The organism is Citrobacter sp. CK188, assembly GCF_030333525.1.
GTDB classification, from domain to species: domain Bacteria; phylum Pseudomonadota; class Gammaproteobacteria; order Enterobacterales; family Enterobacteriaceae; genus Citrobacter_B; species Citrobacter_B koseri.
The window spans coordinates 267468-282249 of sequence record NZ_JAOWFU010000024.1; the positions used below are offsets into that span (position 1 = coordinate 267468).

The 14782-nt window shown below is 53.6% G+C and carries 14 protein-coding genes; 13 read left to right on the top strand and 1 reads right to left on the bottom strand.

Annotated elements, in window-relative coordinates; translation table 11 throughout:
• Positions 1-13: 13 nt before the first annotated feature.
• The 12 genes from OGV67_RS03945 (at position 14) to OGV67_RS04000 (ending at position 12665) form a co-directional block, all read left to right on the top strand.
• Complete coding sequence (locus OGV67_RS03945) at positions 14-2452, top strand: fimbria/pilus outer membrane usher protein (protein WP_115615045.1); 2439 nt, start codon at positions 14-16, stop codon at positions 2450-2452.
• A 15-nt stretch (positions 2453-2467) separates the two neighbouring features.
• Entirely contained in the window at positions 2468-3559 is a 1092-nt protein-coding gene (locus OGV67_RS03950; RefSeq protein WP_115615046.1) for a fimbrial protein, read from the top strand.
• 317 nt (positions 3560-3876) lie between these two features.
• Positions 3877-4659, top strand: coding sequence for a hypothetical protein (locus tag OGV67_RS03955; RefSeq protein WP_130029234.1), 783 nt, complete (start codon positions 3877-3879; stop codon positions 4657-4659).
• Between the two features lie 52 nt (positions 4660-4711).
• The gene (locus OGV67_RS03960) at positions 4712-5377 is read left to right on the top strand and encodes an EAL domain-containing protein (RefSeq protein ID WP_115615047.1); all 666 of its coding nucleotides are present in this window, start codon (positions 4712-4714) and stop codon (positions 5375-5377) included.
• Between the two features lie 45 nt (positions 5378-5422).
• Complete coding sequence (locus tag OGV67_RS03965; RefSeq protein WP_286464962.1) at positions 5423-6010, top strand: LuxR C-terminal-related transcriptional regulator; 588 nt, start codon at positions 5423-5425, stop codon at positions 6008-6010.
• Between the two features lie 179 nt (positions 6011-6189).
• Positions 6190-7071 carry a glycine betaine ABC transporter substrate-binding protein gene (locus OGV67_RS03970; RefSeq protein ID WP_012133744.1) on the top strand — a complete coding sequence of 294 codons (882 nt, stop codon included), beginning with the start codon at positions 6190-6192 and terminating at the stop codon, positions 7069-7071.
• A 9-nt stretch (positions 7072-7080) separates the two neighbouring features.
• Complete coding sequence (locus OGV67_RS03975; RefSeq protein ID WP_200003488.1) at positions 7081-8625, top strand: HAL/PAL/TAL family ammonia-lyase; 1545 nt, start codon at positions 7081-7083, stop codon at positions 8623-8625.
• A complete protein-coding gene (locus OGV67_RS03980) occupies positions 8625-9248 on the top strand; it encodes an ABC transporter permease (protein ID WP_012133746.1) in 624 nt (207 codons plus the stop codon). The genes OGV67_RS03975 and OGV67_RS03980 overlap by 1 nt, the downstream gene beginning before the upstream one ends.
• Positions 9245-9877 (top strand): ABC transporter permease, encoded by a 633-nt coding sequence (locus OGV67_RS03985; RefSeq protein ID WP_114847665.1) that lies wholly within the window; start codon positions 9245-9247, stop codon positions 9875-9877. Before OGV67_RS03980 ends, OGV67_RS03985 begins: the two co-directional genes overlap by 4 nt.
• A gap of 12 nt (positions 9878-9889) precedes the next feature.
• On the top strand, positions 9890-10861 hold the full coding sequence (locus OGV67_RS03990; protein ID WP_112001121.1) for an ABC transporter ATP-binding protein: 972 nt from the start codon (positions 9890-9892) through the stop codon (positions 10859-10861).
• Positions 10858-11862 carry an ornithine cyclodeaminase family protein gene (locus OGV67_RS03995; protein WP_012133749.1) on the top strand — a complete coding sequence of 335 codons (1005 nt, stop codon included), beginning with the start codon at positions 10858-10860 and terminating at the stop codon, positions 11860-11862. The genes OGV67_RS03990 and OGV67_RS03995 overlap by 4 nt, the downstream gene beginning before the upstream one ends.
• Positions 11859-12665, top strand: a complete 807-nt coding sequence (locus OGV67_RS04000; RefSeq protein WP_200003487.1) for a phosphate/phosphite/phosphonate ABC transporter substrate-binding protein — start codon at positions 11859-11861, stop codon at positions 12663-12665. The genes OGV67_RS03995 and OGV67_RS04000 overlap by 4 nt, the downstream gene beginning before the upstream one ends.
• Positions 12666-12717: 52 nt before the next feature.
• Here the strand turns inward: OGV67_RS04000 and OGV67_RS04005 are convergent, their stop codons facing one another.
• A complete protein-coding gene (locus OGV67_RS04005) occupies positions 12718-13650 on the bottom strand; it encodes a LysR substrate-binding domain-containing protein (protein ID WP_047458702.1) in 933 nt (310 codons plus the stop codon).
• A gap of 171 nt (positions 13651-13821) precedes the next feature.
• On the opposite strand from OGV67_RS04005, the gene OGV67_RS04010 reads away from it, so the two are divergent.
• Positions 13822-14772: a branched-chain amino acid ABC transporter permease gene (locus OGV67_RS04010; protein ID WP_024130638.1), complete on the top strand. Its 951-nt coding sequence runs from the start codon at positions 13822-13824 to the stop codon at positions 14770-14772.
• Positions 14773-14782 lie beyond the last annotated feature (10 nt).

Below are 14782 nucleotides of genomic sequence, written 5' to 3' on the forward strand. Positions count from 1 at the left end.
AATGGGGATGGCAATGGCTGGTAAAAAGAGTCAATACGCATGTTTATTGCCAATACTGGCGATGATGTCTATTTATAGTCGGGCGTATGCCGTGGCTTTCAATACTGACTTTTTAGCCGGTGACTCTAAAAATGCCGATATGTCGCGTTTTTATCGTGCCTCTGCGCTTCCTCCTGGTGAATACCCGTTTGATGTTTTTATTAACGAGGAATGGAAAGGCCGCCTTCCCGTTTATATCACGGATGAAGGAACGTTTTTCCAGCATGAGAATATTGCCCAGCTTGGGCTTCTTCCCTCAATAGTCCCTGCCGCAAATAGCGCCAGCGAGCGAGTGGATGTGAATACGTTACTGCACGGAGGCAGTATGAAAGTCAATGCGGCCGATATGTCGCTGCGTCTGACCATTCCCCAGGCGTATATTCGCCAGACGCTGCGCGGTTATGTCGATCCCGTCTTTTGGGATGAAGGCATTCCGGCGCTGATGCTGGGATACAATGCCAACTATAACTACAACGAAGCCAAAGGCGGCGGACGCAATCAGGAAAACGCCTATTTCCAGTTAAACAGCGGGCTGAATGCGTTTGGCTGGCAATTTCGCGATAGCTCCAGCTATAACAAAAGCAAGGGCGTGGAAGGATCATGGACAAACAATACACGCTACGTTGAGCGCGGGATCGCTGCGCTTAAATCGATCATCCGCATGGGTGACAGCTATTCCAGCAACGATCTTTTTGACTCTTTGCGTTTTCGCGGCGTCAGCATGGGCACGGATATGCGCATGTTACCCGATTCTCAACAGGGCTTTTCCCCGATTGTACGCGGCGTCGCACAGTCTAACGCGCTGGTTAAAATTAGTCAGAACGGGCAGGTTATTTATCAGAAAAACGTGTCGCCTGGCCCATTTGAAATTGCGGATATCCTTCCTACCGGCTCAGGCGGCGATCTGAATGTCGAAGTCATTGAAGCAGACGGGCGCACCAGCAGTTTCATCGTCCCCTTTTCTTCGGTGCCAAACATGCTGCAAGAAGGTATTGGGAAATATGGTCTGTTGCTGGGGGAAACGCGCACGGAAGAAAGCCGCTATCGCCCCCAGTTTGCCCAGGGCAGCTATCAATACGGGATCAATAACCTGATCACCGGTTATACCGGGGTAATTTACAGCGAAGACTATAACGCGTTTCTTCTCGGGAGCGGCCTTAATCTCCCGTTTGGCGCGCTGTCTTTTGACGTCACACAGTCACAAACGCAAATTCCGGCAGATAAAAAAGTCCGTGGGCAAAGTTACAAAGTCGCCTTTAGCCGTTTCTTCAATGTCACCGGGACGAACTTTGCGCTGGCGGCGTATCGCTATTCCACGAAAAACTATTACAGCTTCAATGATGCAATCGCTTTGCATAACTGGCAAAAAGAGAACGCTGACAGCCCTAATGCCAGATATATGCGCCAGAAAAACACTTTTAATATCAACCTGAGCCAGTCTCTGGGTGAAGAACTGGGTTCCCTTTACTTATCAGGAACCTGGCGGGACTACTGGAATGGTCATGGCACAACAAAAGAGTATCAACTGGGGTATTCCAACCACGTTGGCGCCGTAAGTTATACCCTCTCAGCCAGTAGCATGCGTAACGATAATCAGCGCGAAGAACGACGTTATTACCTCACGTTCTCGGTGCCCCTGAGTCTCTTTGAACGGCCCGTTTTCCTCAACAGCAGCGTTACATTTAATCGTGACGGCTATTCCGACACGAACGTGGGGATCAGCGGAACCGCAGGCGAATTTAATCAGGCGGCCTATAGCGTCAGCGGCAGCAACCGTCGCGGTGGAAATAACTCGGCCAGCAGCAGCCTGAGCTATCGCACTGCGTTTACCACCTTAAACGGCAGCTATAGCGAGTCAGGAGACTATCGTCAGATCGGCGCGGGAGCCAGCGGTAGCCTGGTGGCTTATCGGGGCGGCCTGCTGACGTCCAGCCAGTTGGGCGATACCTTCGCAATTATCGACGCGCCAGGCGCTCAAGGGGCCACGCTGGGCGGCGACGGCACACGCACCACGAATACCGCCGGGAAAGCGTTGGTTCCTTACCTGTCCCCGTACCGTAAAAACCGAATCCAGTTAGATACCACCCATATGAAGGAAGGCGTTGAGCTGAAAGGCAATATCCAGGAAGTGGTGCCTTATGCGGGTTCCGTCACCTATGTGCGCTTCGATACCGACCAACGGCGGCAGTTCATGTTGCCCGCACGGGCCGTTAACGGGCGCCCTCTCCCCTTCGGCACTGAAATTTTTGACGATGCTGGCGCCAGCGTCGGATATGTCGCCCAGGGAGGAATGTTGTACCTGAAAACGGAACAGCTCCCGTCACGTTTACATATCAAAACCAGCAGTGACGGCCGCCAAAGCTGTGTTATTAGCCAGCCGACCCACGATGGTCAGATAAATATTTGCCGCTAATGGCAGGAGCAGAGGATGAAAATCACTATGCGTACAATAACGTTAATTCTTGCCTGGCTACTGGGATCGATAAGCTATGGCGTACAGGCCTCCTGTAAAAGCGATTCCGGCGCGCAAAAAGAGAGCAATCTGGTGCTCAACCTGGATTCACTTTCCCTCAGCAGCGAAACCACAGGTTCGCAGAACCTGTCGCTGTCATCCGGTACGTTTAGCTGTACCGGCGAATGGATTGGTTATGCTAACCGTGTTGCCATTATCTCTGAAATGGCCAACAGCACGGCCTATATCAATTATGGTAACTATGTATTGCAATTCACCATCGGCAATATTGTACCCACGAAAAAAGACTATAGTCGCTCTGGAGAAAGTCATATTCCCGGTACTTCGCTGAATAACGTGGTCTATACCTATAAGGCTAAGTTACTCAAAAGCGTACCGAGCGGCGCCAACCCGGCCTATGTCTATAACGTTGGCCCGGACGCAACCAGTATTACTCTTGCTCACGCTATATCCGTTGTTGATGCTTCAGGTATCGATTTCTGGTTTCCCGGCGTTAATTTAGCCGAATTCATTAAATGGATATTAGGCCTTATCGGTTCTGACGAAGAGAAACGCCTGTTCTACCAGAATATCACGATCAATTATCGTCCTCATGTCAGCACCTGTAGCATCCCGGATACGACGGTCACGCTACCGGAAACCGATCTTACCAGCCTGATATCCGCAGGAAAGGAAGCGCAGTTTTATGAAAACTTCACTCTGCATGCCGAATGCAGCGACCTGTTAGAAGGCATGAGCACACGCACCATTCAGTTTTATCTCAGTAGCGCCAGCGTCGATACGGATAAATACACCCTGAAAAACACCCAGGGAACGGCAAGGAATATTGGGGTGCGAATTATGCGTGCCGATACCAGTAAAAAAATTGCCATCAGCCAGACAGAGCTTACCGCAGGTAATATTACCAACGAGTATGAACTCTATAAGATTGCGCAGTGGGGAAGCAATTTTGATATTCCACTGAGAGCATATTATTACATCTATGGTGCCAAACCGACGGAAGGCAGAATACAGACCACGGCGAAAGTAAATATCATTTACCCATGATAAAAGGCGAGAAACAGAATAGTCATCTACTGAAATAATCAGAAGCCTCAACAAAAAAAGAAAGATATTTATACACAAAATCATTTGAGAAGCATCGAGGCGGCAAGTGAATGAGCCCCCAGGAGCGTACACGTAGTACGTGACCGGGGTGAATGAGCGCAGCCAACAAAGAGGCAGCCTGAAGGATGAAGTGTATATCAACGCCTTATCATGGTGTGTTTTAATAGCATCACTATTATTTTCTTATTTTATAAATAGTTACAGTTAAATTTTACATCTTGTCATTATTGTAAACGATATGCGGATCGAAAAATATAATGCGTACACTACAGAACGATCAATTTCTTTATCTCAGCAGTGAGGACTCATCCTGTAATCCTTCCACTGCAAGATTTGATTTAGTCATGATAGAAAACTCTGTCAAGTCATTAAATAGCGTTACGCAGCCGCTCCATTCAACGTTAATTATTGATACCGATAACTATATGATTAATTTTCTTTGCAAACACCTGATCAACCCTTTGGTATTACACACCAGCCCGACATTCAGAGAAGCAAAATACAAAATAGAAAACCATATTATTGATAATGTCGTCATGGAAGTTTTTACGCTGGAGGAGAGTGCGCTGGAGGCGCTTAATTTCATTTATGATATGCAGATAAACTATCCTGGCATTCGCTTAACGGTGTTTACTTTTACGCGTAACAGTTACCTGCTTCAGGTTTTGCGAAGTTTTCATTATATCAATATCGTTTCTAAGTATGAACCCATGTCCGAGCTTAATCATGCCGTTCATGCCTGCTGGCTGGATGAGGCTTTTTACAGCCAGTACATTAACGATCTCATGGCTGAAATAGAACAGCCGGATTCTTTTGACGACATTGAATGGACCGTGCTGACCGAACTGGCCCACAGCACGCCTACCCATGACATCGCAAAAATAATAAATAAACGCTATCACACGCTTTTTTACTACATCAAAAAGATCAATAAAAAGCTGCATCTAAGCACTAAAAATGAACACATAAAAATGCTGAAAGCGATAAACAGTAATCCACTAAAAAGTGCAAGCATATCTTATCGCGACCGATTTAATTAATCCCAGAAAAGCCTGATGCACCGTTTATAATTAAAAAGGATATGCCATTATTATGAAACTCATGTGCCGTATCGAACCTATCATTCATGTCCAGACCGGTAGACGGATTGGCGGTGAGGTGCTCTGCCAGCCGGAAGGGGCAGATCCAGAGCTATTTTTCCGTTCTGTTTCGCCAGAACTCCTGTCACATATTGTTCAGGAACAGATATGCACGGGAGTAGCAAATCAGCACGATCGCAATGGCATTTTATTTTTGAATATTACGATTCCATTGCTTATGAATCTGGTGTGGCTCAGATCGATTCTTGCCATGTTACCCGGCCCAAAGGTTATTGAAATTGATTGCCAGCAAAGCGAGTCTTATTTTCCACAACTTGTGCCGCATATTGATGCAATTCTGACCCTAATGCGCGCTTTTAATACTCAACTTTGGCTGGACGATCTCTATGTCAGGCATATTCCGTTAATTGCGCAACTCCCCTTTCGCTTTGATGGGATTAAAATTGATAAACATGAACTCTGGAGAATATCCGCTGAACAGGATACCCCAGCAATGACAACGCTGGTAACACAGGTGGAATATCTGACGGATCATGTTCTGGTGGAAGGCGTTGAAAATGAATACCAGCACCGCTTTATTTCGGAGAGCGACGTACATTATGCCCAGGGATTTCTCTGGCCCGTTGATGAGCGAGAATCATTCGTAATAACGATTTAAATATTAAGGAAACCAGCATATTTCAAATATAAAAAAGGGATTCAAATGAAGTCGAAAATAGTGATAGTGTCTGATGACGTCTATTATCTGACGGGTATATCGAAAGGGATGAAAGAGTCAGGTACGCGTGTTGAGAGCATTTTTTTAAGCGATGCTGGCGAGTTTGAACGTTTCACGCTAACCACCTTTTTTTCGCTATCAAAAGATACCGTTGTGTTACTCTCCGTCAGAGAGCCGGGTTTACTCGACAGGTTAATAACCTTTTTCTTTAGTAAGGTTACGCTGTGCATATCACCGTCAGGCCTGCATTCCCGTCGCCATTTCTTTTGCCAGCACGGTGTATATTACTTCAATAAAAACAAAACATTATCAGAATTAAACGATATTCTGATAGCTATTTCAAATAGAAAAAATACGGAAAGTAACACCATCACTGACAAAGAGTTTTTTATTCTCAGCGAGTTTGTCCGCGCCGGGAATGTGAAACGAATGTACAGCGCAATAAACATCTCTGAAAAAACGGTCTCTTACTATAAGAGGTCGGCATTAAAAAAGATGGGATTACTGAGCAGCCAAAATTACTTATGTATCCACCCGGCGCTCTCCGCTGTTAAGACCATTCAACGGCACTGAGCCCCGTCTGAAACTTGTCTGGCGATGCTGGTACGAGGAGAAGTCAGCCAAATAGTAAACATTTAAAGTTTCGTTATAAGAAAGAACGAATCCCTATTTCATGCGCCGTCAATATGCTGCTAGCTTCGCTGGTTTGTATATACAAGTAAATTCATGCATTTCTTTGCGGGGAAACGGGGATGAGCATAAAAAACAAACTGGCAGCCTCCTGGCTGGCGCTGGGGTTGTTCGCAGCGCAGGCGCAGGCAGCGGATTTCGTTGTGGGCAGCAAAAACTTTACCGAACAATATATTCTGGCGGAAATCTATGCCCAGGCACTGGAGCAATCCGGGCTTTCCGTTGAACGCAAAACAAACCTGGGCGGGACGTTAATCGCCCACGCCGCGCTGCTGAAAGGCGAAATTGATATGTACCCGGAATATACAGGTACGGCGCTCAGCGCAGTGGTCAAAGGAAAGCCCTCCTCCGATGCCGCACAGGTGTTTAAGCAGGTCAGCGACGCCTACCAGCAGCAATATCATCTCACCTGGCTGCAACCAGCCCGCGTGAACAACGGCTACGCACTGCTGGTGAGCAAACAAACCGCAGAGAAATACCACCTGAAAACGCTCTCCGATCTCGCCAAAGCCGCGCCGGAACTGACCATCGGCGCAGGTGCGGAGTTTGGCGACCGCCAGGACGGCCTGAAAGGGCTGGAGCAGACCTACGGCATTAAATTTAAAGCTTTCCGCCAGTTTGCCAAAGTCGGCCTGCGCTACGACGCCCTTGCTGCCGGGCAAATAGACGTCGCAAACGGCTTCGCAACCGACTGGCAAATCGCGGAAAACCAGTATGTCGCACTGGAAGACGACAAACACCTCTTCCCTCCCTACGAAGTTGCGCCGGTCGTGCGCGATACAGCACTACAGGCACATCCCCAGGTTCGCGACATTTTAAATAACATCAGCCAGTTGCTTGATAACGCCACGATGCAAAAACTGAATGCGGAAGTGGAAAAGAATAAAGAAGAACCGCGCGATGTGGCGGAAGACTTTTTGCGCGCAAAAGGCGTAATTAAATAGGGTACGACCGTGACAACGACACTTTTTCTGGGCGACGCGCCGCTCACGCTTGATGACGTGCGAGCTGTCGCTGACTGCGGCCAGACTGTCGCGCTGGGGGCGCAGGCGCAGCAGGCCATCAGCGCGTCCTTTGATTTTCTGCTGCACAGCATCAGCGCCGGAAAGCATATCTATGGCGTCACCACCGGGCTTGGCGCTAATGTCGATACGACGCTGCTGCACACGCAAAATGACCGTCACGATGAGGATCTGCTACAGGCAATTCAGCGACGAATCCCGCTGGCGCGGGCGGTCGGCGTCGGCCAGCAGGCAACGCCCGCACAGGTTCGCGCGATCATGCTGGCGCGTCTTGCGGGTTTCGTGCAGGGCGCATCGGGTATTTCTCTGCCCGTGGCGCAGGCGCTGCTGGCCTTTATCAACGAAGGCATCCATCCGCGCGTTCCGCTTATCGGATCTATCGGCGAAGCGGATCTCGCGCCGCTGGCGCATATCGGATGCGCGCTCATCGGCGATGGCGAAGCGGAATATCAGGGTACGGTGGCGCCAGTCTCCGCACTGCTGAACCAGACGGGTCTGACGCCTGCGCCGCTGCGTGGAAAAGACGGGCTGGCGCTGGTGTCGTCTAACGCCGCCAGCGTCGGCCTCGCCGCGCTGCTGCTGCACGACGCCGCCCGGCTTATGAACGCCCACGCGGGCGCTATCGTGCTCTCGTTTGAAGCGTTTCGCGCTAATATCTCGCCGCTGACGCCCTGGGCGGCGCGGATGCGCCCCGCACCGCAACAGGCTAAAACCGCCGCGTATCTGCTGGCGCTGCTGGAAGGCAGCCCGCTACTCCAGCCCGGCAGCGCGCGTTCGTTGCAGGACCCGCTCAGCTTCCGCTGCGTCGCGCCGGTGCTGGCCTGCGTTTGCCATGCCTGGTTGAATGCCCGCGCGGCGGTGGAACTGGAACTCAACAGCGCCGACGACAATCCCGGCCTGCTGGCTGAGTCTGAACAGGTTCTGGCAAATGCCAATTTTGATGCCACGCATCTGGCGCTGGCGCTGGAAAGCCTCGGGCTGGCTCTCGCCCGCCATGCCGCATGCAGCGGCGAACGCATCATGAAACTGATGTCACCCGCCGCCAGCGGCCTGCCGCGTTTTCTCACCCGCCACGCCGGGCAGACAGGCTTCGCCACGCTGCAAAAGACGGTTTCCGCGCTGGTCAGCGATATCGCCCATCATGCCCAGCCGCTCTCCCCGCTGACGATGCCGGTAGCCGATCGGATTGAAGATTACGCCTCGCAGGCAATGGGGGTGGTCGCCAAAACCACACGACTACTGGAAAGCCTGCGCTATCTGGTGGCCATTGAACTGTTGGTCGCCGCGCAGGCGCTGGATCTTCAGGCGTCGCCACGGCCAGGACGCTATGCAACGGCATTACACGACAAGATTCGCGCTCGGGTGGCGCCGCTGGATGAAGATCGCGCCAGCGCTGGCGATATTTCCGTTCTGGCCGACGCGATAATGCAGCCGGAATGGCTTGCAGGCCAGGCCGTATTGCTGGAGACCTCCTGATGCGCTGGGCGACGCGACACTATGACGACATTCTGCTGGCGCTCTGGCAGCATCTGGTACTGGTCGGCGCCGCAATGCTGATGGCGTTCGCTATTTCACTGTTTCTCGGCATTACCACCGCCCGCCGCCCGCGACTGTATGCGCTGGTGATGGCGGTCACCGGCATGATTTTTTCCATTCCAGGGCTGGCGCTATTCGCACTGCTCATCCCGTGGCTCGGCATCGGAATGCTCCCGGCGATTGTCGGGCTGACAGCCTATGCGCTGATGATCCTGACCCGCAATATTGCCACCGGTTTTCATGCCATTCCGCTGGACGTCCGCGAAGCGGCGCGCGGAATGGGATATGGCGCCTGGCGCAATCTGCGCGAAGTGGAACTGCCGCTGGCGCTACCGTTCATCATCACCGGACTGCGCATTGCCACCACCACGCTTATCGGCATCGCTACGGTCGCGGCATATATCAACGCCGGTGGACTTGGCGCAATTATTCTCGCCGGGCTGGATCAGCGCTATCCAGAGAAAATATTTATCGGCGGCGGCCTGACGTCGCTGCTGGCGATCGGCGCGGATCTGTTTTTTGTCCGGCTACAGCGGCGCGTTTTACAGGGGAGAGACCAATGATAATCCAGGCATGGCTATGGGTGCTGGATAACCAGCCGCTGTTCTGGCAGGCAGTGTGGCAGCATCTGATGATGTGCGGGCTGGCGCTCAGCATCGCCCTGATTATTGCTATCCCGACGGGCGTGCTGATCGCGAACATCCCTCGCCTCGCTTTTATCATCACCAGCGGCGCCAGCACGCTGCGGACGATCCCAAGTCTGGCGATCCTTGCGGCGGTCATGCCGTTTCTCGGTATTGGCCTGCTGCCTTCAGTCGTCGCGCTGGTGGTGCTGGCCGTGCCGCCGATTTTGCTCAACACCTGCACCAGCATTCAGTCCGTGAACCCGGATACGCTCTCAGCGGCGCACGGCATGGGGCTGACGCCCTGGCAGGTCACAGGCAAAATCGTACTGCCACTGGCGGCTCCCGGCATTCTCGCCGGCTGCCGTACCGCCGCCGTACAGGTTGTCGGCGGCGCGGCTCTGGCGTCATTTATCGGTGGCGGCGGTCTGGGGGATTTTGTCACCACCGGCATTGCCATCATGGACATGTCGCGCCTGCTGGTCGGCGCGGTGCCGATTATTCTGCTCGCTGTGGCTATCGAAGCGCTTTTCGCCCTGCTTGAGCGCCTGTATTCTCAGCCGACGTAAAGGGCTAATACAATGATTACTCTGGAAAATATTAGCAAAATTTATCCTGGTTCGCCGCGTAAAGCGCTTGACGATCTCTCCATGACGTTTGAAGAGGGAACCACCACGGCCCTGATTGGCCCTTCCGGCTGCGGTAAAACCACCACCATGCGCTTAATCAACCGGCTGGAACAACCCACTTCCGGGCGTGTCCGGGTAAACGGGCGCGACGTCGCAACGGAAGATCCGGTGATGCTGCGTCGGCATATCGGCTACGTTATTCAGAACGTCGGACTGTTCCCGCATATGACCGTCGCGGACAACATTGCCACGGTGCCGCGCCTGCTGGACTGGAGCGCCTCGCGTATTCAGGCGCGAGTGGAAACATTACTGGAACTGGTCGGGCTGGATGCCCGGCAATACGCCAACCGATTTCCTGCCGCGCTTTCCGGTGGTCAGCGGCAACGGGTCGGCGTTGCCCGCGCACTGGCGGCGGACCCGCCGGTCATGCTGATGGATGAACCGTTCGGCGCCATCGATCCGCTGGTTCGCGGGCGATTACAGACCGAGTTTAAGCAGATTCTGCAACGCGTGAAAAAGACGGTGATTATCGTCACTCACGATCTTGATGAGGCCATCAAAATGGGCGATCGCATCGCCATTATGCGCGAAGGACGCCTGTGCCAGTATGCCCCGCCCGCTGAAGTGCTCTCGGCCCCGGCGGATGAGTTCGTCGCGGCTTTTGTCGGCAGCGATGCGGCGCTGAAACTTCTTGCTATTACCCCGGTCGCCCAGGCGATGGAAACGTCTCTGAGCGCTGACCATCCACAACGGCTTGACGTCAACGCTACCCTGAAAGACGCGCTGGCGCTGATGCTTTCCCGGCGCGCCGACAGCATCACCGTCACCAAATGCGGCGCGCCCGTTGGCGTATTAACTCGCCAGCGGCTTTTCACCCACGTACGACCCGATGCGAACCATGCTACCAGTGAGAGAAATCTATGACTCAACCCATCCATTTAACCTGGCTAAACGGCCCCGACGTTGACCAACTGAAGCTCACGGATACGGAAATCCTCACGGCGGTGGAGGACGGGCTGCGGGCACAGGGAGAGAAAAAAACAGTCATTGAACCGCGCATGCATTTAATTCCCGATAAAGCGTTTAACGGCCACTTTAACGTGCTGCGCGGTTATATCGAACCGCTGGGACTCGCCGGGGTAAAAATCGTCGGCGATTATGTCAATAACTATACGCTCGGGCTGCCCTCGGAAATGGCGCTACTGAACCTGTTCGATCCGCGCACCGGGATGCCGGTCGCCATTCTGGACGCGTCAGCGATCACCGATATGCGCACCGGCGCGCTTACCGCGCTGGGCGCACGCCACCTTGCCCGCCGCAACAGTAAAGTGCTGGGGCATATCGGCGCGCGGGGAACCGCCTGGTGGAACGTTCGTCTGCTCAACAGCATTTATGATTTTGATGAAATCCGCATTCATTCGCGTCGCCCGGAAAGCCGTACCGCATTTGCCCGCCGTCTGGAGCAGGATCTCGGCAAAAAAATCATCGTTACCGATGACTGGGAAAGCTGCGTGCGCGGCGCGGATATTGTGGTCGAAGCCTCGCGTCTTAATGCGCCGACGCCGCTGTTAAAAACAGAATGGATAAAGCCCGGCGCCTTTGTTGTGCCCTACGGCACCATGAGCGCCGTGGAGCTGTCGCTCACCGACATGATGGACAAGCTGGTGGTGGACGACTGGGGGCAGTGCAAAGGCGGCATGTTTGGTTCACTGCGAGCCCACGTAGAAGCGGGAAAATTAAGTGAGCATACCCTGCATGCCGAGCTGGGCGACATTGTCGCAGGCACGAAGCCAGGCCGTGAAAATGATGATGAAACCATCCTCTTCTGGCACCGGGGGCTGTCGCTAAGCGATATTGCGCTGGGGCATACGATGCTGAAGAAAGCGCGTGCGCTGGGTATTGGTCAGGAGCTACGTTACCGATGATTGTTAACGCAAGAATGTACTCGGTAACTCCGGCTGCGGCGGAGGGGTGGAAAAGACTCCTGCCCGAAGCCGTGCGCCGCGCCGGGCTGACGGCAGAGATTGTTGACTACCCGGCCCCGGCCAGGCTGGAGGGGCTATGGGCTCGTTCCGATCTGCTGGCGGTATTCATGTGCGGCTGGCCCTTCGCGCAGCGGCGCTTTCCGGTACGCCCGGTGGCCGCGCCGGTTACGGAAGAGGCCGCCAGGGAAGGGATTCCAGGGCACTACCGCACCCTATTTATGGTGCCGACATCGTCTACCGCCAGATGTCTGGAAGAGACGTTCGGCGGGCGGCTGGCGTATACCAACCCGGAGTCGCACTCCGGCTATAACGCGGTACGCTATCATCTGTCGGCATACATTAACGAGACGCGAAAGACGCTCTATCACACGCTTGTCGGGCCGCTAATCACCCCGCGACGCGTGGTGGAAGCGCTGGCGGCGGGCGAAGCGGATGTCGGCCCGTTGGACAGCTATGCCTGGTCGCTTCTGTGCCGGTATGAGCCGGAACTAACGCGCCATGTGCGCATACTGACGCGCAGCGTTCCCGCACCGATGCCTTTACTGGTGGCAAGCGATACCGTTAATCCACAGGCCATTGCGGCGCTGCAAACGGCGCTACTAACGCTGAATACAGAACGCGACGCCACGCTATTACGGCCTCTGGGGCTGCGGGGATTTATCACCCCGTCAGCAGACGCCTGGCAAGTCGTCTGCGACCGGGAAGAAATTGCGTTCTCCAGAGGCTATGCAACGCTGCGCTGAAAACGGCATTTCATTATGTCGCCCCTTATTCGCTTCATATGCGGTGACATCGTTATACGGTAGCCGCTTCGCGCCTTAACCAGTTCTGTAATAGCTTGCCATCCTGCGTCATTTCACTATCCTGGCGGACGCACAAATAGTAGTCGCGCCCGTCATCTATTGGCAGATCGAAAATCTTCACCAGCTCGCCTTTGTCCAGGTACGGCATAATGAGGGGTTCGCGCATCAGGGCGCATCCCAGTCCTGCCTGTACGCCCGCCAGCGTCAGCAGACCGTCCTCAAACAAGGGGCCGCTGCGCGGCGGGGAACGCTTCACGCCCTGCTGAATAAACCATTGATGCCAGGTGGTTCGTTCTTCATCATGCAGCAGCGGCATCTGCATCAGTTGCTCCGGGGTATCAATATGACCATGCAGTCGCAAAAACGCCTGGCTGCATACTGGCACCATGCGCCCGGAAATCAGTTTTTCACTCTGGTATCCCGCCCAGTTGCCATTGCCGAAGCGGATCGACATGTCTGAAGCATCACTCAGATAGTTGCGGTGATTGGCATACACCACGTTAATCTCGGTATGCGGGTTCGCGCGCATAAACATCGGCAGGCGAGGAATAAACCAGCCCATCCCAAAAAGCGGAATCAGGCTAATCGTTACCTGCCGGGTCTGCTCCTGCTCCACCAGATGCTCCGTCGCCTGACGCAAAACGTTAAACGCCGCACGGATCGAACGATAATATTCACGCCCTTGCTGGCTCAGCGCCAGTCGTCGCCCATGCCGTTCGGTGAGCGCGATTTGCAGATATCCCTCAAGCAATTTGAGCTGATGGCTAACCGCAGATGGCGAAATCGCCAGTTCCCTCGCGGCTTGCGTCACGCTTCCTAACCGGGCAATGGCTTCAAAGGCGCGCACCGCCCGCAACGGAGGATCGTTGGCAAGGCGACTCTCCGCAAAGGAGGGTAATGTCGTCAACTGTTCTGTTTTATTCATATATTGATTTCTTTAGGCTATAACCTTGTTTTGTGATTAATAAAATAATCATATTAATCATTAAGATATAAAAATATCTGTTTATCATAAGAAATAATATATGTGTATTTTACAATTTTATTCAATTATTGGATGGTACCCACTGAAAGAGCAATTTGTCGGGTACAAACGTTGGACACACTCATACAACAACTGATAAACGGTGTGATGCTGGGCAGCATCTACGCGCTGATCGCGCTGGGCTATACCATGGTGTATGGTATTTTGCGTATTATTAACTTTGCTCACGGCGATATCCTGATGGTTGGCGCGCTTACTACGCTCTCCGCCATCAATGTCCTGAATCATACCTTCCCTGCTATGCCGCAGTTACTGCAACTCGGTGTAGCGCTGCTCATTGCGATGGCCGTCTGCGCCCTGCTGGCAATGGCGGTAGAACGTTTCGCCTATCGCAGGCTGCGTAACGCCCCACGGCTGGCTCCGCTGATCTCCGGTATCGGCGTTTCCGTATTACTGCAAACCGTGGCGATGATCGTCTGGACCCGCAACCCGCTGATGTTCCCGCAGATCCTGTCGATGGCCCCGATCGCCGTGACCTCCGGCGGCGAAACTCATCCACCCGCGATTATCACTCTCACCGGCATTGTCACCGTCGGGCTGGCGCTGGCAGTCATGACCGGTCTGTGGCTGCTGGTTGAATACACTCGCCTCGGGCGAGGCATGCGCGCAGTGGCAGAGAATCCGCGGGTCGCCACGCTGATGGGCGTTAACCCAAACGCCATCATCACCCTGACGTTTGCTATCGGCGGCATTTTTGCGGCGCTGGCCGGCGTGATGATGGCGAGCAACTACGGTAACGCCAGCTTCTCAATGGGCTTTCTCCCCGGAATTAAAGCGTTCACCGCCGCCGTGCTTGGCGGCATTGGCAATATTCGCGGTGCGATGATCGGCGGGATTTTACTGGGTGTCATAGAAGCGCTGGGTGCGGGCTATCTCGGTGAGCTCACTAACGGCGTCTTTGGCAGTAATTACCAGGACGTGTTTGCCTTCATCGTGTTGATCCTGGTGCTGGTATTCCGTCCGGCAGGTTTGCTGGGCGAGCGCGTGGCGCACAGAGCGTAAGGGAAAATCA

Bases quoted from the DNA above. Each gene is read 5' to 3' on its own strand.
- OGV67_RS03955 (WP_130029234.1), top strand. From the start codon at position 3,877: ATGCGTACACTACAGAACGATCAATTTCTTTATCTCAGCAGTGAGGAC.
- OGV67_RS03950 (WP_115615046.1), top strand. From the start codon at position 2,468: ATGAAAATCACTATGCGTACAATAACGTTAATTCTTGCCTGGCTACTG.
- OGV67_RS03960 (WP_115615047.1), top strand. From the start codon at position 4,712: ATGAAACTCATGTGCCGTATCGAACCTATCATTCATGTCCAGACCGGT.
- OGV67_RS03945 (WP_115615045.1), top strand. From the start codon at position 14: ATGGCTGGTAAAAAGAGTCAATACGCATGTTTATTGCCAATACTGGCG.
- OGV67_RS03965 (WP_286464962.1), top strand. From the start codon at position 5,423: ATGAAGTCGAAAATAGTGATAGTGTCTGATGACGTCTATTATCTGACG.
- OGV67_RS04005 (WP_047458702.1), bottom strand. From the start codon at position 13,650: ATGAATAAAACAGAACAGTTGACGACATTACCCTCCTTTGCGGAGAGT.
- OGV67_RS04000 (WP_200003487.1), top strand. From the start codon at position 11,859: ATGATTGTTAACGCAAGAATGTACTCGGTAACTCCGGCTGCGGCGGAG.
- OGV67_RS03990 (WP_112001121.1), top strand. From the start codon at position 9,890: ATGATTACTCTGGAAAATATTAGCAAAATTTATCCTGGTTCGCCGCGT.
- OGV67_RS03980 (WP_012133746.1), top strand. From the start codon at position 8,625: ATGCGCTGGGCGACGCGACACTATGACGACATTCTGCTGGCGCTCTGG.
- OGV67_RS03995 (WP_012133749.1), top strand. From the start codon at position 10,858: ATGACTCAACCCATCCATTTAACCTGGCTAAACGGCCCCGACGTTGAC.
- OGV67_RS03970 (WP_012133744.1), top strand. From the start codon at position 6,190: ATGAGCATAAAAAACAAACTGGCAGCCTCCTGGCTGGCGCTGGGGTTG.
- OGV67_RS03985 (WP_114847665.1), top strand. From the start codon at position 9,245: ATGATAATCCAGGCATGGCTATGGGTGCTGGATAACCAGCCGCTGTTC.